This is a genomic window from Epibacterium sp. HA2-3 (assembly GCF_055693725.2).
The window spans coordinates 2,520,377-2,545,234 of the sequence record NZ_CM172490.1 but is presented as its reverse complement, the minus strand read 5'-3'; the positions used below and the strand labels follow the sequence as shown (position 1 = coordinate 2,545,234).

Here is a 24,858-nt window from a genome sequence, read left to right as displayed (position 1 = left end):
GCGGCAGTCTAAAACTCGATCTGATGAGGGAGGCCGTCATGGCACAGAACACGGCAGAAATGCGTGACGAGAAGGCGCGCGCGGCGGCGTGGTTTCGAGAGCTGCGAGATCAGATCGTTGCTGCATTCGAAGGGCTTGAGGACAGCCACCACGAAGGTCCCTTTACCGAGATGGGCGCCGGGCGGTTTGATGTGAGCGACACCAAACGCACCGCCGAGGATGGTTCCGACGCGGGTGGTGGCCTTATGAGCGTGATGCGTGGCGGGCGCGTTTTTGAAAAGGTCGGTGTCAATATCTCCGAGGTCTACGGCACGCTGGGAGCACGCGCGCAACAGGCGATGGCGGCGCGCAAGGGGCTGCCTGGCATGAAGGAAGATCCGCGCTTCTGGGCCTCTGGCATTTCCCTCGTGGCGCATATGCGCAATCCGCATGTGCCTGCGGTTCACATGAACACCCGCATGTTCTGGACCCCTCATGGCTGGTGGTTCGGGGGTGGCTCAGACCTCAATCCCTGCATCGAGTACGACGAGGATACGGCGCATTTCCATGAGGTGCAGCAGACGCATCTCGACCCCCATGGAGCGGATCTTTATCCCCGCCTCAAGGCTTGGGCGGATGAGTATTTCTTTATTCCCCATCGTGGTCGGGCGCGGGGTGTTGGCGGGATCTTTCTGGATGACCACAACACGGGTGACTGGGCGCAGGATTTTGCATTGATCCAAGACATTGGCCGCGCCTTTTTGCCCGCCTTTTTGCCTTTGGTGGAGCGGCGACGGGGGCATGCGTGCTCTGCGGATGACAAAGAGGCTCAGCTCATTCATCGCGGTCTCTATGCCGAATATAACCTCGTCTACGACCGCGGCACAAAATTTGGTCTCGAGACCGGGCACGATGCCAATGCAGTCCTGATGAGCCTGCCTCCGCTGGCGAAATGGATTTGATCGCGGCATAGGTATAAATTCGCCCAATTGGCGTGAGCCCTGCGTAAATCTCGTATTCTGCGTTGAAGCACTGCTCTGTCTCCGGCTCTATGGAGACAGGCAATTCTTTGAGGCAGGTATCATGATTTTTCATCGTTTGTTGAGCATGGGACTACTCGCGGCTCTCGCAGCCTGTGGCAGCACTACACGGGATGCAGTGCCTCCCCCGCCTCTGGAGGCAGCGGCCGAACAGGTCCTGAACCCTGCCTTCGCCCGTGCCTATGCCGCTCTGTCGACCTATCCAAAATACGGCGACAGCGATCCGCATGACTGGGAGGGGGGAACGCCCTGGGCTTACCCTATTCACGGTATTGATGTGGCGCGATACCAAGGAGCGATAGATTGGCGGCAGGTGGGCGCGGCAGGCGTGTCCTTTGCGTGGATCAAGGCAACTGAAGGTGGCGATCTCCTTGATTCCGAGTTCAAGTCCAACTGGCGCGGCGCACGGCGGGCCGGGGTGCGGCGGGGCGCCTATCATTTCTACTATTTCTGCCGTAGTCCCGAAGATCAGGCACGCTGGTTTATTCGCAATGTCCCAAAAGAAGCGGGCAGTTTGCCCCCGGTTCTGGATATTGAGTGGAACCACACGTCGCCGAGTTGCAAGCGCCGCCCGTCTGGCGCGGAAGCGCGCCATGAGGCGGAGCGCTTTATCAAGAAGATCACGCAGCATTACGGGCGCAGGCCCGTGGTTTATACAACTGTCGACTTCTACCGCGACACCAACATCGGTCGACTGCGCGGTGTCGATTTTTGGCTCCGTTCGGTGGCTGGCCACCCGGAACAGGTCTATCCGGGCGCATCTTGGGCGTTTTGGCAGTACACAGGTACCGGGTCGGTGCCGGGCATTACGGGGGATGTGGATCTCAACGTCTTTGCCGGGAGTGCCGAAGGCTGGCTGAAGTGGCTAGGCTACCAGAAGTATGTGGAGTCAGAACAAGTACCCTCTCGGCCCGAGGAGTAAGCCATTCCCTCTCTGGGTGGCTCTGCGCTCCGTTTGAGCGGATTGCCGAGGGCGGGCGCATCGCCTTTGGCGCTGCGCCTGCTGGGTTCAAGCCCTTTGAGAGAGACAGCGTTTCCACTGCAGCCTAGGTATAGGCCCGCCGTTTGAAGGACAGCGGGTTGGTCCGTATGTAAGAGCCGCTCTGAGGACAGCCGCCCTGAGTTCAGGCGCCATAGGCACTAGTGCGCGAAGAACCCTGCGCCTGCGCGGGCTCTGAGCGTCTCACCCATTTGGCGACCGAGTTCTGCGCCGTCTTCGATTGCGCCGTCCTGTTCGTCACTGAGGGCCTCTGAACCGTCGGGGCGCAGGATCTGACCGCGCAACTGAATGGTGCCGCCAGAGAGATCGGCAAGTGCGGCAATCGGTGTTTCGCAGGACCCATCCAAGGCGGCGAGGAAGGCGCGTTCGGCGGCAAGGCGCAAACTTGTCTCGGCGTGGTGGATCGCCTCAAGCATCGCGGCAGTGGTGATATCGCTGCTGCGGCGCTCGATGCCGATTGCACCCTGAGCCACTGCGGGCAGCATGTCGTCGACCGAAATGGGCGTCGCAGGCACGGCTTCTGCCATATCAAGGCGCCTCAGTCCCGCCATGGCGAGAAAGGTTGCGCTGGCGACGCCGTTTTCGAGTTTCTGCAGCCGGGTTTGTACGTTGCCGCGGAACTCTACCACTTGCAGGTCGGGACGGCGATGCAACAGCTGCGCGCGTCTGCGCAGCGATGAGGTGCCCACAACTGCGCCTTCGGGCAAATCTGCAATGCTGTGAATCCCGGGTGACACAAACGCATCGCGCACATCTTCCCGAGGCAGATAGCAGTCAAGCGTCAAGCCCTCGGGCTGCAGCGTCGGCATATCCTTCATGGAGTGAACCGCAATGTCTATCCCGCCAGAAAGCAAGGCGTCCTCGATCTCCTTCGTGAAGAGACCCTTGTTGCCGATCTCTTTGAGAGGCCGGTCGGCGTCGATCATGGCGCGATTGTCGCCCGTGGTCTTGATCACCACGATGTCAAAGGCTGTGGGCTCCAGCTCAAAGGCGCGCGCCAGCCGGTCGCGGGTCTCATAAGCCTGTGCAAGCGCGAGCGGCGAGCCACGGGTGCCGATCTTGAGGGGCGAAGCGGGAGAGGGCAGGGTCAAAGTCATGCCGACAGGATTAGTCGCGACATTATGCCGTGGCAAGCGCTTGGATGCGCAGGTTGGCAAGCCTTGACAATTTGCCGCTGAGGCTAGACCTCAGGGGGACCGCAATGAGAGGGGCAGAGCATGGGCCAACAGAAGACGATCCTACGCGCATTGGCAGGCGAAACGCAGGCCGTGCCGCCGATTTGGATGATGCGTCAGGCCGGGCGTTACCTGCCCGAATACCGCGCGACCCGGGCACAGGCCGGGGATTTTCTGAGTCTATGCTATAATCCCGAACTGGCGGCAGAGGTGACACTGCAGCCCATTCGTCGCTATGGCTTTGATGCGGCTATCCTTTTTGCCGATATTCTACTGGTGCCACAGGCGCTGGGGGCAGACCTTTGGTTTGTCACCGGCGAGGGGCCGCGCCTCTCCACGATCACGACAGATGCGGATTTTGCCAAGCTGGGGCCAGCCAGTGATGTGCACGAAACCCTGAACCCGATTTACGAGACGGTGCGAATTCTGTCGAAAGAGCTGCCGTCGGAGACCACCTTGATCGGGTTTGCTGGCGCGCCATGGACGGTTGCGACCTATATGATTGCAGGACGTGGAACGCCGGATCAGGGACCGGCGCATGCCTTGATGCAGGAAAACACTCCCCTGTTCGAGGCGCTTTTGGCACGGATTACCGAGGCGACCATCAGCTATCTCTCAGCCCAGATCGAAGCTGGCGCAGAGGTTGTGAAGATCTTTGACAGCTGGGCGGGATCGCTCAAGGGAGAGGCATTTGACAAATACGCGCTCGAGCCCGCACGTCAGATCACCGCGGCCCTGAAGGCGCGCCACCCGCATGTCCCCGTAATCGGCTTTCCGCGCGAGGCCGGCGAGAAGTACATCGGTTTTCACGCAGCGACAGGTGTGGATTGTGTTGCGCTCGACAACTCCGTCGACCCGGAATGGGCGGCGGAGCATGTGCAGGTCGCAGGCTGCGTGCAAGGCAACCTTGCATCGCGGCACATGGTCAGCGGTGGAGAGGCGCTCGTTCAGGACACCCGCCGGATCGTCAAGGCGTTCTCGAAGGGGCCGCATATTTTCAACCTCGGACATGGTATCACGCCGGATGCGGATCCCGACAACGTGCAACGAATGATCGATACCGTACGCGTAGGCGCTTAGGCGCGCAGGATTGCACGCTACAAAGATCTGGTCATTCCGATGAGGGGGCGCTGCCCCCTCAAACACCCCCGGGGTATTTCTCGTTGGAAGAGGGGGCATCGCCTGCGCGCAGCATCGCAAGTATCTCCGCTCGGTGCTCGTCACGATTTGGCGGCTTTTTGGGCGCTTGTGTCTGCCCGTCAAAGCGAGGTGCGGGGGCCGCTTGCAGTATGCCCCCTGTGGTGTGCCAGGTTTGTCTGTCATTCATAGGGTCCTTGGCAGCCTCGGACGGGGATAGAACCTTGCTGACGCAGGCATCACTGGTGGCAAACAGGGCTGACCAGTGCTCGCGGTCTTGCGTGGCAAAAAGGCGAGCGAGCCGCGAGGTAAGAGCTGGCCACGAAGCCTTGTCGAACTGCTGCTGAAAATCGGTATCCTGCGCGAGGTTTAGTCTCTCCAGAAAAATTTCGTAGAATTTCGGCTCAAGACACTGGACGGCGATATAGCCTCCGCATCTGCAGCGATAGGTTCTGCTCCAATGGGGGCCGTCGAGCAGGTTCTCGCCGCGTGTTTCGCCAAAACTGCCAGCTTGGCGCAGGGCCATCAAAAGAGTCATCATATGTGCGGAGCCATCGTAGATCGCCGCGTCGACAACGGTGCCCATGCCGGTTTGTGCGGCGCGCAAGAGGCCGGCCAGAAGCCCTGCGACGAGGTAGAGCGCGCCGCCCCCGATATCACCCACAAGGGTGGCCGGCGGCATAGGGGCGTTACCGGCATTCGACGCGGGCCAAAGCGCGCCGGAGAGCGCGATGTAATTCAGGTCGTGTCCAGCCTCGTTGGCTCTAGGGCTGTCTTGCCCCCACCCCGTTAGCCGGCCGTAAACAAGGCGTGGATTATTACTCTGCATGGCTTGGGGGCCGAGCCCGAGACGTTCCATCACGCCCGGTCTGAACCCCTCAATTAAGCCGTCCGCGGTTGCAATGAGATCCTGTGCGATCTTCAGATCGCTCGGGTCCTTGAGGTCCAGAGCAATGGATTTCTTGCCCCGATCCAGGATGGAGCGCTCTGGCATAATGGATGTGGCCGCAGCGCCTTTGCGGTGAATGCAGATGACCTCGGCGCCGAGATCCGAAAGCATCATGGCCGCAAATGGGGCGGGACCGAGCGCTTCGATTTCAATGATGCGTATGCCTTCGAGCAATTTCTGTCCTCCTGCAACTGGCCGATATGGTGGCTCAGCTTGCGCAGGCGGTGGGCTTTGCTGTCAATCTATTGGCTTTGAGGCGACGCAACGTAGCCTTGGCGTCGATACTGGCCCGAGGATGGTTCTTGGCAGAGAGGCGAAATTACGTCTAGGTGAGGGGCGGAGCCAAAACGGACCGAAACGGAGGGGAGATGCGCCATGCAAATGAGTGATCAGAAGGAAATTGCAGCCGATCCAGCGAGCGTTTACGCGGCTTTGCTAAGCCCGGAGGTACTGAAGGCCTGTGTACCGGGCGCGCAAGACGTCAGCGGATCCCCCGAGGAGGGGTTTGAAGCCAAGGTGACGCAGAAGGTGGGGCCCGTCAAAGCGACGTTTACAGGGCATGTGACGCTGTCCGATATGGTCCCGGGCGAAAAACTGACGATCTCTGGCGAGGGGAAGGGTGGTGCCGCAGGTTTTGCCAAAGGTGGCGCGGTTGTCACTTTGACGCCGAGTGAAACCGGGACCTTGCTGTCATACGAGGTTGAGGCGAAGGTGGGGGGCAAGCTCGCACAATTGGGCAGTCGCATCATCGACGGTTTCGCCAAGAAGATGGCGGATCAGTTCTTTACCAACCTGCAGGATGCGCTGGCCCCGGCCCCTCTTGATGCAGCAGATGCAGAGGAGGATGCGGAAGCGGGTGGTGCAAAGCCAAAAGGGTGGTTCCGCAAACTCTTGGGGGGCGCGTCAGAGGAGAATACGTAAAGGTAGATCAGCCTTTTGGTGCTGGTCGATGCGGGGGCCGTATCGGTCAGGACGAGACTGCATCCATGCACATGCAGATGCGCGGTGATTGGGGGTGGCGGTAACAGGGCTCAGGCGTTACCCCTAACACAAAAGGTGAACAGAGCGGTTTACCCTCTGATTGCTATTGTCCGAGCATGATCCGAACTGGAGGCCGCATGAGCACAATCTTGTCCATTACTGACCTGCGAAAATCCTATGCGGGAGGGTTCGAGGCGCTGAAGGGGGTGAACCTTGACATCGAAGAAGGCGAAATCCTTGCCTTGCTCGGCCCCAATGGTGCTGGGAAAACAACCCTGATTTCAACGATCTGCGGTATCTCGACCGCGAGCTCGGGATCCGTGACGGTTGGCGGGCACTGCATTGAGCGTGCCTATCGTGCGGCGCGGGAGATGATCGGTCTGGTTCCGCAGGAGATCAACCTTGAGCCCTTTGAGACCGTGATGAACTCCGTGCGGTTCTCACGGGGGCTTTTTGGTAAACCCAAAAATGATGCGCTGATCGAAGAGATCCTGAAGAAGCTGTCGTTGTGGGACAAACGGAAGAGCCAGATCAAGGAACTTTCGGGCGGGATGAAGCGCCGGGTTCTGATCGCCAAGGCGCTCAGCCACGAACCGCGGGTGCTGTTCCTGGATGAGCCCACCGCCGGCGTGGATGTCGAGTTGCGCAAGGACATGTGGGACGTGGTGCGAGAACTGCGCGAAAGCGGTGTCACCATCATTCTCACCACGCATTACATCGAAGAAGCAGAGGCCATGGCCGACCGTGTGGCAGTGATTGCCGCAGGCGAAATTCTCTTGGTCGAGGAAAAATCCGATCTGATGGCCCGGATGGGCAAAAAGGAACTGCAGGTTATCCTGACCGAGCCTCTTTCAACGGTGCCGCAGGCGCTTGCGCAGCATGAATTGCGGCTGGGCGAGGATGGGCGGTCCTTGATCTACACCTATGATGTCAAAGCCGAACGCACCGGCATCACATCGCTGTTGAATGATGTGGCCGCCGCAGGGCTAGTGCTGGCGGATGTATCGACCCGCCAATCCAGCCTCGAAGACATCTTTGTCGGGCTTGTATCTGGAGAAGACGCATGAACTGGACCGCTATTGCCGCCATTTACCGTTTTGAAATGGCGAGATTTTTTCGCACACTTGCGCAGAGTTTCATCTCTCCGGTTATGTCGACCTCTCTTTACTTCGTGGTGTTTGGCGCGGCCATCGGCAGTCGCATTGATGAGGTCGAAGGCGTCTCTTACGGGGCGTTTATTGTGCCGGGGCTCATCATGCTCAGCGTAATTACACAAGGGATCTCAAACGCATCCTTCGGGATCTATTTCCCCAAGTTCATTGGGACGATCTATGAGCTGTTGTCGGCACCGGTCAATTTCCTCGAAATTGTTCTGGGCTACGTCGGTGCCGCCGCGACCAAGGCGTTGTTTATCGGGGTTGTGATCCTCGGCACGGCCTATCTCTTTGTGGATATTACCATCGCGCATCCATTTGCGATGATCCTGTTCCTGGTTCTGACGTGCATCAGTTTTGCGCTCTTGGGGTTCATCATCGGGATTTGGGCCAAGAATTTTGAGCAACTCCAACTGGTGCCGCTGCTGATCATCACGCCGCTGATCTTTCTCGGGGGCTCGTTCTACTCGATTTCGATGCTGCCGCCTGTTTGGCAGACAATCACCCTGTTCAACCCGGTTGTCTATCTGATCTCGGGTTTTCGCTGGTCGTTCTTTGGGGTGGCGGATGTTCCGATTGGGTTGAGCCTTCTGGCCATCGCGCTGTTCACCGGCTTGTGCTTGCTGGTGATTGGCTGGATTTTCCGCTCGGGTTGGCGCTTGCGCTCCTGACTTCCGGGCTCTCCCGCCAGTCACGCCTGCATTGGAATGCAGTCCCGCCCGTTGGGCCGAGCGCCGCCCCCCCCTGAGGAGAGGGCGGCGCGGTTGCGTCTGGTTGCCCCGGAGGCGCGAAACAGCGCCGGTTTGAATACGTTGCATTTTTACCCTTTGCAGGGCCGCAAACGTAACAACCAAATAATTCCTCCCTCCCGATACCTTGTTTCCAAGGGGTGGGCATTCTACATCGGCGCCATGAGTTTTCGATTGCCCTTCACAAAACGCCCGCCCCAGGTGGCGGTGGTGCGCCTGTCCGGAGCCATTGGCATGGCTGGGCGCGGAAGCCTGAACGACTCCACGCTCGCTCCGGTCTTGGAACGCGCCTTTACGAAGGGCAAGCCGAAGGCCGTCGCCCTTGAGATCAATTCCCCCGGCGGCAGCCCGGTGCAGAGCGCGCTGATCGGGGCGCGTATTCGCCGCTTGGCTGAGGAACGCGACGTCCCTGTGATCGCTTTCGTCGAGGACGTGGCGGCCTCTGGCGGCTATTGGCTCGCTGCGGCTGCGGACGAGATCTATGCGGATGCGAGCTCGGTTGTTGGGTCGATCGGCGTGATTTCCGCGGGCTTTGGCGCGCATGTGTTCTTGGCGCGACAGGGGCTGGAACGCCGCGTGCACACTGCTGGCGAGAGCAAAAGCATGCTCGATCCTTTCCGCCCGGAAAACCAAGAGGATGTGGCGCGCCTGAAGGGGCTGTTGAACGATATCCACGCCAATTTCATCGATCATGTGACCGACCGTCGGGGAGAGAAGCTCTCCACCGAGGAAAAGCTCTTTACCGGAGAGATCTGGCTGGCGCGGCGCGCCAAGGAGCTCGGTTTGATCGACGGCATCGGCCACCTGAGGCCAGTTCTGCAAGAGCGGTTTGGGGACAAGGTGCGCCTGCGCCGCTACGGTATCAAAAAGCCCTTCCTGAGCCGATTTGGCCTGTCCATGGCCGAAGATGCGTTGGCAGCGGTTGAGGAGCGCGCCCAGTTTGCGCGTTTTGGCCTTTGACGTGATCCTCAAGATCGTCTCTCTGTTTCTGGTTGTCATGGCTGTCCTCGCCATGTTCGGACGTTTGCGTTTTCCGGGACAAAAGAAACTCAATTCGGCCCGCTGCCCGTCCTGTGGACGTTTCAAAATCGGCAGGGGCGCCTGTGACTGTGGACGAGGAGGTCCAAAACCATGATGCCCTGGCTGCTTTCTGTCCTAGGCTTGGTAATTCTGTTGCTGGCAGGTGATGCGCTGGTGCGCGGCGCGGTGAACCTCAGTCTGCGGGTTGGTATTCCTGCGTTGATCGTCAGCCTGACCATCGTGGCATTTGGCACCTCTGCGCCAGAGCTGCTGATCGCGATCCAGGCGGTGCATGAAAATGCCGACGGTATCGCACTGGGTAACGTGGTGGGGTCCAATACGGCCAACATACTTTTGGTGCTCGGGCTGCCCGCCTTGATGCGTGCACTGCACACAAGCGAGTGCAACACGCGCAAGAACTACATCTTCATGATTGCGGCCTCGGTGCTGTTTATCGCGCTGGCCTTTGTTGGGACCTTCACTTGGGTCTCGGGCGTTGTCCTTCTGCTGGCGCTCTTTGGCGTACTGTTTACGGCTTTTCGCGAGGCTCAGGCGCATCGTGCTGCCGGGGAAGACGACGAACTCGAAGAGATTGACGAAGCCGACCCGGACATGCCGTATTGGCGCATCGGCATATATCTGGTGCTCGGTTTGATCGGTTTGCCTCTTGGTGCAGAGCTTTTGGTCGAGAACGCGACCATCATCGCGCGCATGTATGGGCTCTCTGAAACCGTGATCGGCCTGACGTTGGTGGCGCTGGGCACCTCGCTGCCTGAGCTGGCCACAACGTTAGTTGCGGCCCTGCGCCGACAGGCGGACGTTGCCTTGGGCAATGTGATCGGCTCAAACATGTTCAACCTTCTGGCAATCATCGGTCTGACCACTTTTGTGGGGCCGATCACCGTCGACCCGGCCTTCCTGCGCTTTGATCTCTGGGTGATGCTGGCGTCGTCCTTGCTGATCATCCCGTTTGTGTTCTTCCGACAGGACATTACGCGCATCTGGGGGATCATATTGACGGGGCTTTATGTGGTCTATGTATGGTCTCTGCTCTAGGTCTTTGTGAAAGCCACAAAGTCAAAGGGATCAAACATGCGGGCATTGGTAACCGGAGCGGGTAAGCGTTTGGGGCGGGCAATGGCCTTGGCGCTTGCAGAGGACGGCCATGACGTTGCCGTCCACTATGCCTCATCGGAGCAAGACGCCAACGATGTCGTGGCGCAAATCGAGGCACGAGGCCAGCGGGCCGTCGCGTTGCGAGCGGACCTGTTGCGAGATGCGGAAACCGAGGCGTTGCTCCCGCAGGCAGCTGAAGCGCTCGGTGGGGACATCACTTGTCTCATCAACAACGCGTCAATTTTTGAACCTGATGATCTCGCCTCCGTGACCCGCGACAGTTGGGATCGTCATATGCAGAGCAATTTGCGAGCGCCTGTGCTGTTGCTTCAGGCGTTGGCCGCGCAGTCTCTGCCGGATCTCTCGGATGAGGCCGGCGAGCCCCGCGCTGCGGCTGTGGCGATCAACATGGTTGACCAGCGGGTCAACAAGCTCACCCCGGACTTCCTGAGCTACACACTGGCGAAATCCGCGCTTTGGACCCTAACGCAGACGGCAGCGCAGGCCTTGGCACCACGGATCAGGGTGAATGCAATTGGACCGGGACCGACGCTTCAGGGGCCGCGCCAGAGTGTTGCCGACTTTGCTGCGCAACGTCGCGCCACCCCGCTGCAGCGCGGCGCGGGAGAGCAGGACATCACCTCGGCGCTGCGCTATCTGGTCGGCGCGCCGGCCATTACCGGACAGCTCATTTGCGTCGATGGCGGGCAGCATTTGGCCTGGCAGACGCCAGATGCGTTGCTACCAGAATAACCCGTCAGAGAAGGGCGTGAGCTTCATCTTTGGGGTGCAAAAGAAGGGTTTCCGGCGCGACTTATGCACCCATCACAGCACCGTCACAGAGCCGTTACAAAAACCCAAGTGTTTTCAATGATTTGGAGCGATGGGTGGGAAAATGTCAAAAAAATCAGCGCGCTACCGGATTGACTAAATTTTAAGCAAATCAGCGAAGTCGCCCAACATAAAGGGAAAATTCAAACAAGCCCAAAGTTACCCGCATTGTTATCCACAGGAATGGTGGATTCATCACAGCTTGAACTTCACGCCTGAAGATTGCAGCACATGGCTCAGAATCATATGTCAGAGACTATGAACGACATCAGCGCAGAATCGCCCGACCAACCCGAGCCCCCCCGCACCGGATACGGTGTCATTCAGGCATACCTGAAGACGCTTGATTCATCGCCGGGTGTGTACCGCATGCTCGATCACGAAAGCAGGGTGCTCTATGTCGGCAAGGCGCGCAATCTGCGGGCGCGGGTGTCCAATTACACCCGCCCGGGACATACGCAGCGCATCGAGACGATGATCTCACAAACCAGCCGCATGATGTTCCTGACAACGCGCACCGAAACCGAGGCGCTCTTGTTGGAACAAAACCTCATCAAGCAGCTGAAGCCCAAATACAATGTGCTGCTGCGCGACGATAAAAGTTTTCCCTACATCATGGTGAGCAAGAACCATGCTTTTCCGCAGCTGAAAAAGCACCGCGGCGCACGCAAGGGGAAGGCGAGCTTCTTTGGGCCCTTTGCCAGTGCCGGGGCGGTGAACCGGACGTTGAATCAGTTGCAAAAAGCGTTCTTGCTGCGCAACTGCACAGACACCATGTTTGAAAACCGCACCCGGCCCTGCCTGCAGTATCAGATCAAACGCTGCTCTGGGCCATGTGTGGGAAAGATCTCGCAGGCGGATTACGCCGACAGTGTCCGGGATGCAGAGCGGTTTCTGGCGGGGCGCTCCACAAAGATCCAGGAAGAGCTTGGCGCTGAGATGCAAGCCGCCTCGGAAGCGATGGAATATGAGCGCGCGGCAGCCTTGCGGGACCGGATCAAGGCGCTGACGCAGGTGCAATCGGCGCAGGGCATCAACCCGCGTGGCGTGTCCGAGGCTGACATCATTGGCCTGCATTTGGAAAACGGGCTGGCCTGCGTGCAGGTGTTTTTTATTCGCGCCAATCAGAACTGGGGCAATCAGGACTTCTACCCGCGCGTGGCCGAGGATATGTCAGCCGCCGAAGTCATGGAGGCTTTCATCGGTCAGTTCTATGACAACAAGGATGTTCCACGTCAGCTCATCTTGTCGGATGACATCGAAAACGCAGATCTGATGGCTGTGGCACTCAGTGAGAAAGCCCGGCGCAAGGTGGAAATCGTGGTGCCCCAGCGGGGCGAGAAGACCGAGCTTGTGGCCTCGGCTGTGCGCAATGCCCGTGAAAGTCTCGCTCGCCGGATGTCCGAGAGCGCCACACAGGCCAAACTTTTGCGCGGCATTGCTGATGCTTTTGGGCTGGAAGCTCCGCCAAACCGCATCGAGGTTTACGACAACTCTCACATTCAGGGCACCAACGCCGTCGGTGGCATGATCGTCATGGGGCCTGAGGGCTTTATGAAAAACGCCTATCGTAAGTTCAACATCAAGGATGGTGAGGTCATTGCAGGCGATGACTTTGGCATGATGAAGGCGGTGCTGAACCGCCGCTTCTCCCGCCTGTTGAAAGAAGACCCCGACCGCCAAAAGGGCATGTGGCCGGATCTTCTGCTCATTGACGGCGGTGCGGGGCAGGTATCGGCCGTGGCCGAGATCATGGAGGAGCATGGCGTGCAGGACATTCCCATGGTCGGGGTGGCCAAGGGTGTCGATCGCGACCATGGCAAGGAGGAGTTCTACCGCCCCGGCGAAAACGCCTTTGCGCTGCAACGCAATGATCCTGTGCTTTACTTCATTCAACGCATGCGCGACGAGGCGCACCGGTTTGCCATCGGCACCCACCGGGCCAAGCGGGCAAAATCTCTTGTGGCCAATCCATTGGATGACATTCCCGGCGTCGGCGCGCGTCGCAAGAAGGCACTTCTGACGCATTTTGGCAGCGCCAAGGCGGTGAGCCGCGCGAACCTGTCGGATCTCAAGGCGGTGGACGGCGTCTCAGACGCGCTGGCGGAAACGATTTACAACTATTTCCAGGTGCGCTGATTGCCATTCGTGGGTTCGGGCCTCGCCGGATCGCGACTGGATCTCGAACCTGTGGTGCCGACAAAATGAAACCCCCGCGACCGAGGTCTGCGGGGGTTTTATTCTTAAACAGTATCCAGAAGCGACTGGAGACGTGCGAGTGACCTCAGAGGAGACCTTCGCGCTGTGCTTTTTTGCGTGCCAGCTTGCGGGCACGGCGGATAGCTTCAGCTTTCTCGCGCGCTTTTTTCTCGGAGGGCTTCTCGAAATGTTGCTTCAGCTTCATTTCGCGGAAGACGCCTTCGCGCTGCAGCTTCTTCTTCAGGGCGCGGAGCGCCTGATCGACGTTGTTGTCGCGAACACTAACCTGCATGTGGTTTTCACCACCTTTCTAAGTTGAGTTGCAAGGATTTGCAGGAGGTGGCCGTATAGCAAGATGGTCCTAAATTGTCTAGTACTGGAACCGCCAGGACAAAGGAGCATCGCTGCTATGGCTGAAAATCAAGGAAATTTCACCGATCCCAGCACGGAAATACAGGAAAAACTGTTGGATGCTGCGTTGATGCATGTGGCTTTTGATGGCTGGACCCCGGCAACCTGGGATGCGTCGGTCGCTGATTCGGGCGTAGATTCCACTCTTGCAGAGGCCCTGTTCCCGCGTCGTGCCGTGGATTTGGCGGTGGCCTACCACAAGCGCGGTGATGCAATGATGCTGGCGCGCCTCAAAGAGGCCGACCTTGGCAGCCTGCGGTTCCGGGACCGTGTTGCCGCGGCCGTCCGGTACCGCCTGGAAGCCGTCGAAGACAAAGAGGCCGTGCGTCGCGGAGCAACGCTATTTGCGCTGCCACAGCACGCCGCCGAAGGCGCAAAGCTGATCTGGGGCACAGCTGATGCGATATGGACGGCGCTCGGGGACACCTCAGAGGATGCCAATTGGTACACCAAACGTGCCACGCTTTCGGGAGTTTATTCGTCGACGGTGCTGTTCTGGCTGGGCGATGACAGTCCGGAACACCAGGCAAGTTGGGCCTTTCTGGATCGGCGCATCGACAATGTTATGCAGTTTGAAAGTTTGAAGGCGCAGGTCAACAAGAACCCGCTCCTGAAACCATTGCTGGCCGGGCCCAACTGGGTGATGAGCCATATTCGCGCGCCAGAACGCCGCGAGGACCTGCCGGGCCGCTGGCAGCCCCGCGTCTGAGCGCGGTCTCGGAGGCGGGTGGCCCGCGCGCGGGGCGCGGCGAGAGTTTGCATGGCTTGGCCGATTGAAGCGGGGATGCTAGGTCTCTGGGCAACAGATAGCAGAGGACCGTTCCGATGACGTTAGAACTCCCGCAGACAATGCGCGCGATTGAAATCTCGGAATTTGGCGCGCCGAATGTGCTCAAGCTTGTGGAGCGCCCGGTGCCGTCCGCTGGCTATGGTCAGGTGGTGATCCGCGTTGCATATGCCGGAGTGAACCGGCCGGATGCCTTGCAGCGTGCCGGAGCCTATGCACCGCCCAAAGGCGCGAGCGACCTACCTGGGCTGGAGGCCTCGGGCGAGATTGTCGCGCTGGGCGAAGGTGTAACCGGCTGGAATCTTGGTGATCGCGTCTGCGCCTTGCTGCCCGGCGGCGGTTACGCGGACTATGTCGCTACGCCAGCAGCCCATTGCCTGCCGGTTCCTAAAGGGCTGAGCCTCAAGGAGGCCGCCTGCCTGCCCGAGACCTGTTTCACGGTTTGGTCGAATGTCGTCACGCGCGGCGGCCTTCGCGCCGGAGAGCGTTTCCTTGTGCATGGCGGGTCCTCGGGAATTGGCACCACGGCCATTCAGTTGGCGTCTGCGCTGGGGGCGCGGGTCTATGCCACCGCGGGGTCGGACGACAAATGCGCTGCCTGCGTCGGACTCGGGGCAGATGTCGCGATCAATTATCGCGATGAAGATTTTGTGGAGATCCTCAAGGCAGACGGGGGCGCACATCTTATTCTGGATATGGTGGGTGGGGACTACATTCCCCGCAACATCAAGGCGCTCGCGGATGATGGGCGGCTGGTCCATATTGCCTTTCTGCAAGGCCCAAAGGCGGAGCTGAATTTTGCGCAGATCATGGCGCGCCGCCTCACGGTCACGGGATCGACTCTTCGTCCCCAAAGCGACCTTGCCAAGGCGCGCATCGCCCGGGATCTGCTGGAGGCCGTTTGGCCGCTGATCGAGGCTGGAAAACTGCGCCCCGTGATGGACTCGACCTTCGCATTGGCGGAGGCCGCCATTGCACATGCGCGCATGGAGGGATCGACCCATATCGGAAAAATCGTGCTGGAGGTCGCAGGCGCCGACTGACGCGCTGGAGATACAGCTGCTGGCGTTTATCCGATCATTTGTCGAATTTTTATCGGCGAGTGGGGGCAAGTCCCTAGCCAGGCGCGCTCTTATTGCTGCAAACGCAGTTGCCCGCGCGCAGGGCGATCACATAGGATCAAGGTGTCATGCTGGGGTCACCAGAGCGACATCAATTGGTGATCAAAGTCGAGAATAGTTGCGGCACAGCGTGAATTGGGCCATAAGGCCCGCAGAAATGTTTGCGTTAACGGTCTGTGTGAAGCTTTTGGTTGCATAGCGCCCTACCACGTAAATTCGTTATCAAGATTTGCCGTTCAAAAATGCGGCTGCCGAAGGATGGAGATCCCATGAAACGCACGCGCAATGTCAAAATCGTGGCCACGCTCGGTCCTGCCTCCGAGACCTACGAGACCATTCGCGCTCTGCATGAGGCAGGTGCGGATGTGTTCCGCCTGAATATGTCCCACGGCAGCCACGATGAAATCGCGGTGAAGCACAAGATCATCCGCCAAGTCGAAGAAGACCTGGACTCCACCATCGCCATTCTGGCCGACCTGCAGGGACCTAAACTCCGCGTCGGCGTGTTTGCGAATGGTGCCGAGGAACTCGAAGAAGGGGCAAAGTTCCGCCTTGATCTCGATCCGGCCGAGGGCGATCTGTCGCGCGTTTGCCTGCCGCACCCCGAGATTTTTCAGGCGCTGGAGCCCGGTGCTTCGCTTCTGGTCAACGATGGCAAGATCCGTCTCAAGGTGGAGGATTGCGGCGAGGATTATGCCAATTGCGTCGTGACCACCGGTGGCACCATCTCGAACCGCAAGGGTGTGAATGTTCCCGATGTGATCCTGCCGTTGGCGGCACTTTCGGAAAAAGACCGTGCGGATCTGGAGTTTGTCTGCGAGCTCGGTGTCGACTGGCTGGCGCTGTCCTTCGTACAACGCGCAAAAGACGTCTTTGAGGCCCGCGCTCTGGCTGATGGGCGCGCCGCGATCCTCTCCAAGATCGAAAAGCCCGCCGCCGTAGACAACTTTGCAGAAATTCTGGATGCCTCCGATGGCATCATGGTAGCGCGCGGAGATCTTGGCGTTGAGCTGCCGGTTTCGCATGTGCCGCCGATCCAGAAACGCCTGGTCCGCAAGAGCCGCGCGGCCGCAAAGCCCGTGATTGTGGCGACACAGATGCTCGAGAGCATGATCGAGAGCCCGATGCCCACCCGTGCAGAGGTCTCTGACGTGGCAACCGCGATCTACGAGGGCACCGACGCTATCATGCTCAGCGCGGAGTCTGCAGCGGGTCAGTACCCTATCGAAGCGGTTCAGACGATGGACAAGGTCGCAACCGAAGTGGAGCAAGACCCGACATATCGCGACATTATCGCCGCCTCCCGCTCTTCCAAGGGTGACACCATCGCGGATGGCATCGTGGCAGCTGCGCGCGAGATTGCGGAGAAGACCGAGATCAAGGCGATCTGCTGTTTTACACAGTCCGGAACCACCGCGCTTCTGACCGCGCGCGAGCGGCCCTATGTGCCGATCCTCGCGCTGACACCGCTGGCAAAAACCGCCCGCCGCCTTTGCCTGACTTGGGGTTGCAACTGTGTGGTGACGCCCAAGGTGGATCGCTTTAAGGGGGCTGTGGTATCTGCTGCGCGTGCCGCGCGTTCGGGTGGCTTTGCCTCTGAGACAGATCAGGTTGTCGTCACCGCCGGTGTGCCGTTCAACGTACCGGGCACCACCAATATCTTGCGCATTGCGCCTTGTGATGAACGCCTGATTTACAATACCGACCCGGAATAATACCCTTTCCCCCGTATGTATTAGGGGGTGAGGCGTATGGACACGGACCTGTTATTGGTGACTGGGCTGATACTCGCCTGGCTTGGTGTGCCTGCCTTCTTTGCAGCCTATGCCCATCGCCGCAGCCCGATAACGGCTGCGGCGATGCTGATTCTAGGGGGGGGCTGCATCGCTTGGGCCGTGCTGAACCACCCGGGTGGTTATAGCCTCGCTGATGTTCCGGATGTCTTTTTTCGGGTGATCGGGCGCTTTCTGTGATCAAAACCGCTTGCCCTTTGTGAGTGGCTGACGTAAAGGGCAGCCCTGTTCGCGCGACCGGCCAGTGTGGCATGCCGAGTCGCGTGTGTAGCGAACCTACGAATAAGGAGACGGAAATGCCCAAGATGAAGACAAAATCGAGCGCCAAAAAGCGCTTTAAAGTGACCGCGACCGGCAAGGTCATGGCTGGTCAGGCCGGCAAGCGCCACGGCATGATCAAACGTCACAAGAAATTTATCCGTGATGCACGCGGAACCACCACCCTGTCCGCACCGGACGCAAAGATCGTCAAGGGCTTCATGCCCTACGACCGCTAAGAGGAGATCTGAGATATGTCCCGCGTTAAAGGTGGTACCGTCACTCACGCCCGTCATAAGAAGGTCATCAAGGCAGCCAAAGGTTACTACGGCCGTCGCAAGAACACCTTCAAGGTTGCCCGTCAGGCCGTCGATAAGGCCAACCAGTATGCAACCCGTGACCGGAAGAACCGCAAGCGTAATTTCCGCGCCCTGTGGATTCAGCGTATCAACGCTGCCGTCCGCAGCCACGACGAGGCTCTGACCTACTCCCGCTTCATCAACGGCCTGAACCTGGCCGGTATCGAAGTGGACCGTAAGGTTCTGGCCGACCTCGCCGTACACGAGCCCGAAGCTTTCGGTGCGATCGTGCGTCAGGCACAGGACGCGCTGGCTGCCTGATTTTCAGGTGAAGCCAAACGGATTGAACCCGCCGAAGCAATTCGGCGGGTTTCTTGTTTTTATATCCTGATAATTCTTCAAGAGCGGTGCTAGGTCCGCACGGGGCAGTGGCCTCACTCGGCTTCTGACCAGCGTCGCTTCAGGAGAGAATAGGCAGCCATCCCTCCAATTGGCCAGAGGGACCACATGACGCCCTGCCAGCTGAAAAGGTTCACCAGTAGCAGAAAGGCTGCGATCACACATAGTTTGACCGGGATGCCACGAAACTCCGTGCGTCCAAGCAGGCGCGGCCCGTCTCGCAACCCGATCACCATTGCGATCACCAGCAGCGGCCAGTGCGCCCAGATTCCCCGTCCTGAGGCAAGGTCGATCACAAAAAGCCCGGCTGCGACAAGCACCAGTGTCTTGCTGCGCTCGCTTAGCGGCAGGCGGCGGCCAACGAGCCGGTCCAGCCCGCGCAGGGGTGCCTCTTCTGGGTCTTCCGCTTCATCCGTCAGCCCGTAGTCGCGCTGCGGCGCATCGGCAAACGGATCGGGGTCCGACCATACCTGCGCGCTGCTGCGTGGATGGCTGGCGCGGCTTGGGCGTGGTGCGCCCAAAGAGATACGATAGACCGCGACATCTTCGGGAAGGTTGCGTGGTCTGCGATCCCCCAGATACTCAAACCCGATGGAGAGCTTGTTCTTGACGTGGTCATAGACCTGTTGCGAGATCAGGACGCCACCCGGTTCTGCCATCGTTTGCAAGCGGGCTGCGAGGTTCACGCCCTCGCCAATCAGATCCTCGCCATCACAGATCACATCGCCCAGATTTACGCCGATCCGAAAGGAGAGGGCGCTGTCCTTGGCGGCAAGCTCCTGCTGAACCTCGATCGCACATTGCACCGCCTCGACAACCGATGGGAAGTCGGCAATCAGCCCGTCGCCTGCGGTATTGGCGACCCGCCCGCCGTGGCGTTCGATCAGCTTGAAAAACACATCGCGCGCCGACTGCAGCTCCGTGTAGGTGCCTACCTCATCGGTTGTCATCGCCGCGCTGAATTGCTCCGCATCCGCGGCCAGGATCGTTGTCAATTTGCGGGTGATGCGATCATGCATAGCAAGGGCCCAAATGAATACAGGCCCAAAGTGGGCTTTCGCGCCGCCGCATGCAAGGGGTTTGCGGTTTCCAATGACAGCACAGCTTTGGCGACAATGAGGGGGCAATCGTAGACGCAGGGCGACAGGAATGGGCTATGTCGTCGCTCCGGCGCCTCGGGTGCTTGCTTTCGACGCCTCGTGTGGTAGCAGGACATCAAAGCGAGACTTGAGGGGCCGTCATGGACGATCTTAAAGCAAAATACCTCGGCCAGATCGCCGAAGCCACGGATGAAAACGCGCTGGAGGCCGTGCGCCTCGCGGCTGTGGGAAAAAAGGGCGAAGTCGCCCTCAAAATGCGTGAACTGGGCAAGATGACACCCGAAGAGCGCCAGGTGGCCGGCCCGGCGCTGAATGCGCTCAAGGATGAGATCAACGCGGCGCTGGCGGCCAAGAAGGCAGCGCTTGGCGATGCAGCCCTCGATGAGCGTCTGCGCTCGGAGTGGCTCGATGTGACGCTGCCAACGCGTCCGCGCCGCCAAGGGTCGATCCACCCGATTTCTCAGGCGTCCGAGGAGCTGACCGCGATCTTTGCGGAAATGGGATTCTCCGTTCAGGAAGGCCCGCGGGTTGATACCGACTGGTACAACTTTGATGCGCTGAATATCCCCGGCCATCACCCGGCCCGTGCCGAGATGGACACGTTCTACATGCACCGCGCCGAGGGCGATGATCGCCCGCCGCATGTACTGCGCACGCACACAAGCCCCGTTCAGATCCGCTCGATGGAGAAACTGGGCGCGCCCTTGCGCATCATCTGTCCCGGTGGCGTCTACCGCGCCGACTATGATCAGACCCACACCCCGATGTTCCATCAGGTCGAAGGGCTGGCGCTGGACGAAAACATCTCCATGGCGAACCTCAAATGGGTTCTGGAGGAGTTCGTGAAGAGCTTCTTCGAAGTGGACGAGGTTGAGCTGCGTTTCCGCGCGTCACACTTCCCCTTCACGGAGCCCTCCGCAGAGGTCGACATCCGCTGCAGCTGGGATAATGGTCAGCTGAAGATCGGTGAAGGCGACGACTGGCTTGAAATTCTCGGCTCCGGCATGGTGCATCCGAAGGTGATCGCCGCTGGCGGGATCGACCCCGAAAAGTATCAGGGCTTTGCCTTTGGCATCGGTATCGACCGACTGGCGATGCTGAAATACGGCATCCCAGATCTACGCGCCTTCTTTGAGAGCGACCTGCGCTGGTTGCGTCACTATGGCTTCAGCTGTCTGGACGTGCCGACACTGCATGGCGGCCTGAGCCGCTAAGTGTTTCTAATCGGCTTGTATCTGGCGCGGTACATCGACTGGTGTGCCGCGCTTTCGCGTAGAATGAGGCATTGGCAGATCCTTGTGATTGAGATGGCCTCATTCATCGGGTTCGTGCTCTGTGTCGAACTCATGCCTGTCTGGGTTGCGGCAGGGTACCTAATTGTGATCACAATTCCGGTCGGTATTTTTGCCTTCGCGGCATTTCGGGACAGACGCCAGCGCGCCGATGACGTTTCTGCGCTTCAGGTGCAAAATCGAAAGACCCGAAAGCTGCTTGAGAGGTCTAGGAACCGTTAGGCGGTTTCGCCGCGATCAAGAGTGCGTTCAACACATTATCCAAACAAAAGGCCGCCCCATCCAGGGCGGCCTTTTCTATCTTTCAGATGTCACGGGGCTCAGACCCAGGGGCGCTCTTGCGCTGCGCGCTCTTCATACGCCTTGATCGCATCCGCTTTCTCAAGCGTCAGACCAATGTCATCGAGGCCATTGATCAGGCAGTGCTTGCGGAAAGGATCAACGTCAAACTTGATCACATCGCCTTCGGAGGTGGTGATCTCCTGAGCCTCAAGATCCACGGTCATGCGGGCGTTTTCGCCCTTCTCCGCGTCCTTCATCAGCAGTTCGACCTGTTCCTGCGGCAATACGATTGGCAGCATGCCGTTCTTGAAACAGTTGTTGAAGAAGATGTCGGCAAAAGAGGTGGAGATCACCACTTTGATACCGAAATCTGCCAGTGCCCAAGGCGCGTGCTCGCGCGAGGAACCACAACCGAAGTTGTCGCCTGCCACCAGGATTGAGCTCTCGCGATAGGCCGGTTTGTTCAGCACGAAGTCGGGAACTTCGTTGCCCTGCCGATCATACCGCATCTCGTCAAAGGCATGCACACCAAGGCCGGAGCGTTTGATGGTTTTCAGGAACTGCTTGGGGATGATCATATCGGTGTCGATGTTGACCAGCGGCATTGGCGCCGCAATCCCGGTGAAGGTTTCGAACTTTTCCATGGGTGTTGTCCTTCAGAGCTCGCGAACGTCGGTGAGTTTGCCGGTAACGGCAGCAGCGGCGGCCATGGCTGGCGACACCAGGTGCGTGCGTCCCTTAAAGCCCTGACGGCCTTCAAAGTTCCGGTTGGAGGTGGAGGCGCAGCGCTCGCCCTCGCTCAGCTGGTCGGGGTTCATTGCCAGACACATGGAGCAGCCCGCCAGACGCCATTCGAAACCGGCGTCCTTGAAGATCTCAGCAAGGCCCTCTTCTTCTGCCTGGGCGCGCACGAGGCCGGAACCCGGAACCACCATGGCGCGCATGCCGTCCTTGATCTTCTTGCCTTTGACTATATCCGCAGCGGCGCGCAGATCTTCGATGCGGCCGTTGGTGCAGGAGCCGATGAACACGGTGTCGATCTCGATGTCCGACAGCTTCATCCCGGGGGTGAGGCCCATGTAGTCAAGCGCGCGGCGCGCGGCCTCGACTTTGCCACCGGTGAAATCCTCGGGGGCGGGGACGGTTGCGGTGATCGGCAGCGCGTCTTCGGGGCTGGTGCCCCATGTGACGGTCGGCGCGATGTCTTCGCCGCGGATGGTCACAATCTTGTCCCAATGGGCATCGTCGTCAGAGTAGAGCGTTTTCCACCAGTTCACGGCGGCTTCCCACTGCGCGCCTTTGGGGGCATGCGGGCGGCCTTTGACGTATTCAAAGGTGGTCTCGTCGGGCGCGATCAGGCCGGCGCGTGCGCCGCCCTCAATGGCCATGTTGCAGATTGTCATGCGGCCTTCCATCGACAGATCGCGGATCGCTTCACCGCAATACTCGATGACATAGCCAGTGCCGCCACCGGTGCCGGTTTCGCCAATGATGGTCAGAACGATGTCCTTGGCGGTCACGCCCGGCGACAGCTTGCCGGTGATCTCGACCTTCATGTTCTTGGACTTCTTCTGGATCAGCGTCTGGGTGGCAAGCACATGCTCCACCTCCGAGGTGCCAATGCCATGCGCCAGCGCGCCAAAGGCACCGTGGGTCGCGGTGTGGCTGTCGCCACAGACCACGGTCATGCCGGGCAGGGTCCAGCCTTGCTCGGGGCCGACGATGTGCACAATACCCTGGCGGATGTCGGTCACCGGATAGTAATGCACGCCGAATTCACGCGCGTTGGTGTCAAGGGCGGCTACCTGGATGCGGCTGTCCTCCGGCATCTGGTCGGGGTTTTCGCGTCCTGCAGTGGTGGGGACGTTGTGATCTGGCACCGCGATGGTTTTCTCTGGCGCGTGCACCTTGCGACCTGCCATGCGCAGCCCTTCAAAGGCTTGCGGGCTTGTCACCTCGTGAACGAGGTGACGGTCGATATAAAGCAGACAGGTGCCGTCTTCGGCTTCTTGCGCGACATGCGCATCCCAGATCTTGTCATAGAGTGTTTTGGGGGACATCGGTCCTCTCCCGTATGTGGGTAAATGTGCTGGCGAAACTGGTCTGGCTGCGCAGCTTATAGGCGCGCAAGAACCGTGCGGGCGGCACCAAAGAACCGTTCACGCAGTCGCGCGCGGTCCTGAAGGGCAATCGTCTGAGCCAATACGTGAGTCATGCTCAGTGGCATATATCCACACCTCGCGACAATCAAGATTCGTTCTCCGTGCAGTCCGATCACAAGACAGGCAGTTCCCCTTGCAGAGTGCCCCAACTGCAGCACATGCTGGTGCGAAGGAGGACAGGAATGGAGCAAGACATTCTACCCGAAGAGGTACAGGGCACGTTGGATTACCTTTTGGAACTGGCGCAAGACTATTGGGAAATCGCGCTCACCCCGGGGTGGCGGCAGTACCAGGTGTTGATCGTGATCGCTCTGGTTTTGGCGTCGATCCTGATGCGAAAGCTGACCCAAGGGCGCTGGGAAGCTTGGGCGCGGTCGCGTGAGGGCTGGCCAAAGTGGCGCCTTCGCCTGGCCGTGCAAGTGCTCAGGCGGCTGTCGCTGATCTATTTCACTGTTTTTTCTTGGGTGGTCTTCGCGGTCATGCAAGAGGTGACATGGCCCTCGCGAAGCTATCTTATCGGGGCGGTTGCAAAACTGGCGACCGCGTGGCTGGTGATTGCGCTGATGGCACGCTTTATTGCCAACCCAACCCTGCGCAAACTCGCCTCTTGGCTCTTGTGGATCTACGCAACGCTTGCAGTCTTCAACCTGGTGGATGATACCGCACGGGTTCTCGATTCCATCGCCTTTGATATTGGGTCCTTCCATCTTTCGCTGCTGGTTGTGCTCAAGGCTCTGGTGTTGGCGACTGCGTTGCTTACATTTGCGCGCATGGGCTCTGCTCTGGCCGAGCGTGGCCTCAGCGGCAACGAGGATCTGTCGCCCTCCATGAAGGTGCTCGCCGGCAAGGCGGTGCAGGTGCTTTTGTACGGGATCGCATTTGTGATTGTGATCCGCTCCATCGGATTTGATCTCACGGGGCTGGCCGTCCTGTCGGGGGCGGTGGGCGTCGGGATTGGTTTTGGCTTGCAAAAAGTCGTCTCCAACCTGGTCTCGGGCATCATCATCTTGATGGATCGCTCGATTAAGCCGGGAGATGTGATTTCCCTTGGAGAGACCTTTGGTTGGATCAATGCCCTGGGCGCGCGCTACGTCTCTGTGGTGACGCGGGATGGCAAGGAGTACCTGATCCCGAACGAGGATCTGATTACCTCGCAAGTGGTGAACTGGTCGCATTCCAACCGCTATGTGCGGCTCGATATTCACTTTGGCACAAGCTATGATGACGATCCCCATTTGGTGCGCAAAGTGGCTATTGCTGCGACGATGACCGTGGATCGCGTGCTGGATCGCGATGGTATGCGGCCGGTCTGTCATATCGTTGGATTCGGGGACAGCAGCGTCGATTACATCCTGCGCTTCTGGATCGCGGATCCAACGGGCGGACTTACGAATATTCGCGGCAATGTGTTCCTCGCGCTTTGGGACGCCTTCAAGGCCGAGGGGGTTTCGATCCCCTTCCCGCAGCGGGAATTGCGCCTGTTAAACAATAGTCTGGCTGTCGAGATGGCCGAAGGCCGTATGGCGCCTGGGGGTGACGTCGAGGGCGAGGAGCGGGGCAATGCGGAGCGCGCGACACAGTCGCGCGGTACAGCCCGGAAGCTTGATTGAAAAGGCGCGGCGCA

25 protein-coding genes are annotated in these 24,858 nt (G+C 59.4%); 18 read left to right on the top strand and 7 right to left on the bottom strand.

Going from position 1 to position 24,858, the window contains the following annotated elements; translation table 11 throughout:
- Positions 1-38: 38 nt before the first annotated feature.
- The gene (gene hemF, locus ACZ1HH_RS11900) at positions 39-941 is read left to right on the top strand and encodes an oxygen-dependent coproporphyrinogen oxidase (protein WP_011539848.1); all 903 of its coding nucleotides are present in this window, start codon (positions 39-41) and stop codon (positions 939-941) included.
- 121 nt (positions 942-1,062) lie between these two features.
- Positions 1,063-1,941 (top strand): glycoside hydrolase family 25 protein, encoded by an 879-nt coding sequence (locus tag ACZ1HH_RS11895; RefSeq protein ID WP_487320289.1) that lies wholly within the window; start codon positions 1,063-1,065, stop codon positions 1,939-1,941.
- Between the two features lie 218 nt (positions 1,942-2,159).
- Here the strand turns inward: ACZ1HH_RS11895 and hemC are convergent, their stop codons facing one another.
- A complete protein-coding gene (hemC, locus tag ACZ1HH_RS11890) occupies positions 2,160-3,116 on the bottom strand; it encodes a hydroxymethylbilane synthase (protein WP_472636724.1) in 957 nt (318 codons plus the stop codon).
- A gap of 120 nt (positions 3,117-3,236) precedes the next feature.
- Here hemC and hemE point away from each other — a divergent pair, with 120 nt between their 5' ends.
- Complete coding sequence (gene hemE, locus ACZ1HH_RS11885) at positions 3,237-4,274, top strand: uroporphyrinogen decarboxylase (RefSeq protein ID WP_472636723.1); 1,038 nt, start codon at positions 3,237-3,239, stop codon at positions 4,272-4,274.
- A 58-nt stretch (positions 4,275-4,332) separates the two neighbouring features.
- Here the strand turns inward: hemE and ACZ1HH_RS11880 are convergent, their stop codons facing one another.
- Positions 4,333-5,454: a CaiB/BaiF CoA transferase family protein gene (locus tag ACZ1HH_RS11880; protein WP_472636722.1), complete on the bottom strand. Its 1,122-nt coding sequence runs from the start codon at positions 5,452-5,454 to the stop codon at positions 4,333-4,335.
- A 201-nt stretch (positions 5,455-5,655) separates the two neighbouring features.
- Between ACZ1HH_RS11880 and ACZ1HH_RS11875 the strand changes: the two genes are divergently transcribed.
- The 7 genes from ACZ1HH_RS11875 to uvrC all read left to right on the top strand — a co-directional run bounded on the left by ACZ1HH_RS11875 (position 5,656) and on the right by uvrC (position 13,270).
- A complete protein-coding gene (locus tag ACZ1HH_RS11875; protein ID WP_011539843.1) occupies positions 5,656-6,201 on the top strand; it encodes an SRPBCC family protein in 546 nt (181 codons plus the stop codon).
- A gap of 197 nt (positions 6,202-6,398) precedes the next feature.
- Positions 6,399-7,328, top strand: a complete 930-nt coding sequence (locus tag ACZ1HH_RS11870; RefSeq protein WP_011539842.1) for an ABC transporter ATP-binding protein — start codon at positions 6,399-6,401, stop codon at positions 7,326-7,328.
- On the top strand, positions 7,325-8,086 hold the full coding sequence (locus tag ACZ1HH_RS11865) for an ABC transporter permease (RefSeq protein ID WP_472636721.1): 762 nt from the start codon (positions 7,325-7,327) through the stop codon (positions 8,084-8,086). The genes ACZ1HH_RS11870 and ACZ1HH_RS11865 overlap by 4 nt, the downstream gene beginning before the upstream one ends.
- Positions 8,087-8,326: 240 nt before the next feature.
- Positions 8,327-9,124 carry a S49 family peptidase gene (locus ACZ1HH_RS11860; protein ID WP_472636720.1) on the top strand — a complete coding sequence of 266 codons (798 nt, stop codon included), beginning with the start codon at positions 8,327-8,329 and terminating at the stop codon, positions 9,122-9,124.
- 171 nt (positions 9,125-9,295) lie between these two features.
- Positions 9,296-10,240 (top strand): calcium/sodium antiporter, encoded by a 945-nt coding sequence (locus ACZ1HH_RS11855; protein WP_011539839.1) that lies wholly within the window; start codon positions 9,296-9,298, stop codon positions 10,238-10,240.
- A 36-nt stretch (positions 10,241-10,276) separates the two neighbouring features.
- Positions 10,277-11,053 carry an SDR family oxidoreductase gene (locus tag ACZ1HH_RS11850; protein ID WP_487320288.1) on the top strand — a complete coding sequence of 259 codons (777 nt, stop codon included), beginning with the start codon at positions 10,277-10,279 and terminating at the stop codon, positions 11,051-11,053.
- A 324-nt stretch (positions 11,054-11,377) separates the two neighbouring features.
- Positions 11,378-13,270 (top strand): excinuclease ABC subunit UvrC, encoded by a 1,893-nt coding sequence (gene uvrC / locus ACZ1HH_RS11845; RefSeq protein WP_193339815.1) that lies wholly within the window; start codon positions 11,378-11,380, stop codon positions 13,268-13,270.
- A gap of 145 nt (positions 13,271-13,415) precedes the next feature.
- Here the strand turns inward: uvrC and rpsU are convergent, their stop codons facing one another.
- Positions 13,416-13,622, bottom strand: a complete 207-nt coding sequence (gene rpsU, locus ACZ1HH_RS11840; protein ID WP_005614280.1) for a 30S ribosomal protein S21 — start codon at positions 13,620-13,622, stop codon at positions 13,416-13,418.
- 117 nt (positions 13,623-13,739) lie between these two features.
- Between rpsU and ACZ1HH_RS11835 the strand changes: the two genes are divergently transcribed.
- The 6 genes from ACZ1HH_RS11835 to rplT all read left to right on the top strand — a co-directional run bounded on the left by ACZ1HH_RS11835 (position 13,740) and on the right by rplT (position 18,320).
- Positions 13,740-14,450 carry a COQ9 family protein gene (locus ACZ1HH_RS11835; protein ID WP_472636718.1) on the top strand — a complete coding sequence of 237 codons (711 nt, stop codon included), beginning with the start codon at positions 13,740-13,742 and terminating at the stop codon, positions 14,448-14,450.
- 116 nt (positions 14,451-14,566) lie between these two features.
- A complete protein-coding gene (locus tag ACZ1HH_RS11830; protein ID WP_416369094.1) occupies positions 14,567-15,571 on the top strand; it encodes an NAD(P)H-quinone oxidoreductase in 1,005 nt (334 codons plus the stop codon).
- Positions 15,572-15,918: 347 nt separating this feature from the next.
- Positions 15,919-17,364 carry a pyruvate kinase gene (pyk, locus tag ACZ1HH_RS11825; RefSeq protein ID WP_416369093.1) on the top strand — a complete coding sequence of 482 codons (1,446 nt, stop codon included), beginning with the start codon at positions 15,919-15,921 and terminating at the stop codon, positions 17,362-17,364.
- A 36-nt stretch (positions 17,365-17,400) separates the two neighbouring features.
- Entirely contained in the window at positions 17,401-17,622 is a 222-nt protein-coding gene (locus ACZ1HH_RS11820; RefSeq protein ID WP_011539833.1) for a hypothetical protein, read from the top strand.
- Positions 17,623-17,738: 116 nt separating this feature from the next.
- Complete coding sequence (gene rpmI / locus ACZ1HH_RS11815) at positions 17,739-17,939, top strand: 50S ribosomal protein L35 (RefSeq protein ID WP_009178285.1); 201 nt, start codon at positions 17,739-17,741, stop codon at positions 17,937-17,939.
- 15 nt (positions 17,940-17,954) lie between these two features.
- A complete protein-coding gene (rplT, locus tag ACZ1HH_RS11810) occupies positions 17,955-18,320 on the top strand; it encodes a 50S ribosomal protein L20 (RefSeq protein ID WP_011539832.1) in 366 nt (121 codons plus the stop codon).
- Between the two features lie 113 nt (positions 18,321-18,433).
- Here rplT and ACZ1HH_RS11805 read toward each other — a convergent pair whose 3' ends face one another.
- Positions 18,434-19,417, bottom strand: coding sequence for an adenylate/guanylate cyclase domain-containing protein (locus tag ACZ1HH_RS11805; RefSeq protein ID WP_416369092.1), 984 nt, complete (start codon positions 19,415-19,417; stop codon positions 18,434-18,436).
- A gap of 221 nt (positions 19,418-19,638) precedes the next feature.
- Here ACZ1HH_RS11805 and pheS point away from each other — a divergent pair, with 221 nt between their 5' ends.
- Positions 19,639-20,712: a phenylalanine--tRNA ligase subunit alpha gene (gene pheS / locus ACZ1HH_RS11800; RefSeq protein ID WP_416369091.1), complete on the top strand. Its 1,074-nt coding sequence runs from the start codon at positions 19,639-19,641 to the stop codon at positions 20,710-20,712.
- Between the two features lie 398 nt (positions 20,713-21,110).
- Here pheS and leuD read toward each other — a convergent pair whose 3' ends face one another.
- Genes leuD through ACZ1HH_RS11785 form a run of 3 tightly spaced genes read right to left on the bottom strand, consistent with a single transcriptional unit; the run spans position 21,111 to position 23,287 of the window.
- The gene (gene leuD / locus ACZ1HH_RS11795) at positions 21,111-21,716 is read right to left on the bottom strand and encodes a 3-isopropylmalate dehydratase small subunit (RefSeq protein WP_472636717.1); all 606 of its coding nucleotides are present in this window, start codon (positions 21,714-21,716) and stop codon (positions 21,111-21,113) included.
- A 12-nt stretch (positions 21,717-21,728) separates the two neighbouring features.
- Entirely contained in the window at positions 21,729-23,132 is a 1,404-nt protein-coding gene (leuC, locus tag ACZ1HH_RS11790; protein ID WP_472636716.1) for a 3-isopropylmalate dehydratase large subunit, read from the bottom strand.
- A 56-nt stretch (positions 23,133-23,188) separates the two neighbouring features.
- Positions 23,189-23,287: an isopropylmalate isomerase gene (locus tag ACZ1HH_RS11785; RefSeq protein ID WP_074712509.1), complete on the bottom strand. Its 99-nt coding sequence runs from the start codon at positions 23,285-23,287 to the stop codon at positions 23,189-23,191.
- Positions 23,288-23,416: 129 nt separating this feature from the next.
- Between ACZ1HH_RS11785 and ACZ1HH_RS11780 the strand changes: the two genes are divergently transcribed.
- A complete protein-coding gene (locus ACZ1HH_RS11780) occupies positions 23,417-24,844 on the top strand; it encodes a mechanosensitive ion channel family protein (protein WP_472636715.1) in 1,428 nt (475 codons plus the stop codon).
- The last annotated feature ends 14 nt before the right edge of the window (positions 24,845-24,858 follow it).